Source organism: Streptomyces alkaliphilus, assembly GCF_014141535.1.
In the GTDB taxonomy this organism is placed as follows: domain Bacteria; phylum Actinomycetota; class Actinomycetes; order Streptomycetales; family Streptomycetaceae; genus Streptomyces; species Streptomyces alkaliphilus.
In genome coordinates this window covers 1-1,732 of the sequence record NZ_VKHT01001023.1, presented here as the reverse complement: position 1 = coordinate 1,732, position 1,732 = coordinate 1, and the positions used below count along the sequence as shown (strand labels likewise).

Sequence of the window (1,732 nt, the reverse complement as noted above, 5' to 3'; positions counted from 1 at the left end):
CCCCCGGGCCCCGTTCCTCTTCCGTCCCGGCCGGGACGGGCGGCAGCACGCCGCCCACCCCGGCCGGGCCACCCTTCCCGCTCCTCATCCCTTCCTTCGCCTTCGGGGCCCCGCCGGTGACCGGCGGGGCCCCGCCTCGTTCCCCGCTTGGAGTTGCCATGTCTGTTCGTGACTGGGATTGGTCGATGCCCACAGGCCACACCACGTTCCTCGGCTACGCCAGCGAGACGGCCGCGAGCATGGTGATGCTCGCCCCGTTGACGGGTCTGCCGTGGGAGGCCGCCGCGATCACCCTGGGCGGCGCCGCCGCCGCCGGTATCGCCTACGACATTCGGCAGGGCACCACCGCCGGCACCGTCACCACCCGCGCCGTTTCCTGGATCACCTCGGCCGCCTGGGCGTCCTGGGCGCTGGCCACCGCCCCGCTGTCGGTGACCGGCTGGGCGACCGGGCTGGGCGTGTGGGCCGTGGGCGCGGCGCTGAACGCCTCGGTGACCAGGAGCGAGCCGACCCGCCGCGAGTTGAAGGACCGCCTGAAGCTCAAGCGCAAATCCGTGGGCGTGCTGCTGGGGTGGGAGGACCGTCTGGCCCGCGTCGCCCGGATCGAGGGCTGCCGGGCGGGGGAGATCGAGTGGTGGCCCGGCAAGGTCGGCTACACCATCGAGGTCACCCTGCCGCCCGGCGGCACCACCCGCCGATGACCTCTCCGGTTACGGCCCGCGCCTGGCCGCCGACCTCCAGCTCCCCGACGGCTGCGGAGTGGAGATCAGCCCCGGCGCCCACCGTGGCTCCGTCCTGATCGACGTGACCCTGCGGGACGTCATCTCCGACGACATCCCCTACCCCGAGGACTACAGCGAGCTGACCCTCACCGAGCGGTTCGCGTTCGGCGTGCACCGCAACGGGCAACCGGCCCTGGGCGGGTTGTGCAACGACTGCGGGATCCTGGTCGGCGAGACCGACGCGGGCAAGACCAACACCCTGCGGGTGGTCACCGCCCAACTCGCCCGCATGCGGGACGGGCTGATCTGGGCGATCGACATCACCGGCGGCGGGGTCGCGCTGCCCTGGATCACCCCGTGGGCGACCGAGGGCATCGCCGACGCCCCCATCGTGGACTGGGTCGCGCACACCGAGGACGAGGCCCGGCACATGCTGACCATGGCCGGGGAGATCATCGCCGCCCGCAAGGCCGGCTACCAGCAGTTGATGCGCCAGCAGAAGAGCGACAACAAGCTGCCCATCAGCAAGGACATCCCGGGCATCGTCATCCTGGTCGACGAGACCGCCTCCCTGCCCCAGGACGTCAAGGAGCAGCTCGACAAGGTCATCAACGAAGGCCGCGCGATGCGGGTACGGACCCTGACCTGTGGGCTGCGCGCCACCCAGGACGTCGTCACCGCCGCCATGAAGCTCCAGGCCAAGTGGCGGGTCGGCATGACCGTCTCCGATCCCGAGGAGCTGGCGTACCTGTTCCCGGGGTACGTCAAGTTGGACACCGCCGACGCGCCGGTCGCCGGCTCCGGGTGGACCATCCACACCCGCCTCGGGCCCAAGCGCCCCAGCCCCTTCAAGTCCTTCAAGTTGGACGACGATCTGATCGACAAGGTCTGCGCCGCGACCGCCGCCCGCCGACCTACCCTCGATCCCCTCTCGAAGGATGTGGAGTCCGGGGCCGCCTACGCCTCCCGCTGGGCCCGCACCCTGCCCCACCTCTACAAGGGCCAGACCC

1 protein-coding gene and 1 pseudogene are annotated in these 1,732 nt (G+C 71.5%); both read left to right on the top strand.

The window, feature by feature from the left end; translation table 11 throughout:
• Positions 1 to 158 precede the first annotated feature (158 nt).
• The gene (locus FNQ90_RS27705) at positions 159 to 701 is read left to right on the top strand and encodes a hypothetical protein (RefSeq protein WP_228471482.1); all 543 of its coding nucleotides are present in this window, start codon (positions 159 to 161) and stop codon (positions 699 to 701) included.
• Positions 702 to 759: 58 nt separating this feature from the next.
• Positions 760 to 1,732, top strand: a pseudogene (locus FNQ90_RS27700) (DNA translocase FtsK); the annotation flags it as partial.

Excerpts from the sequence above, each read along its gene's own strand:
- FNQ90_RS27705 (WP_228471482.1), top strand. The coding sequence starts at position 159 with ATGTCTGTTCGTGACTGGGATTGGTCGATGCCCACAGGCCACACCACG.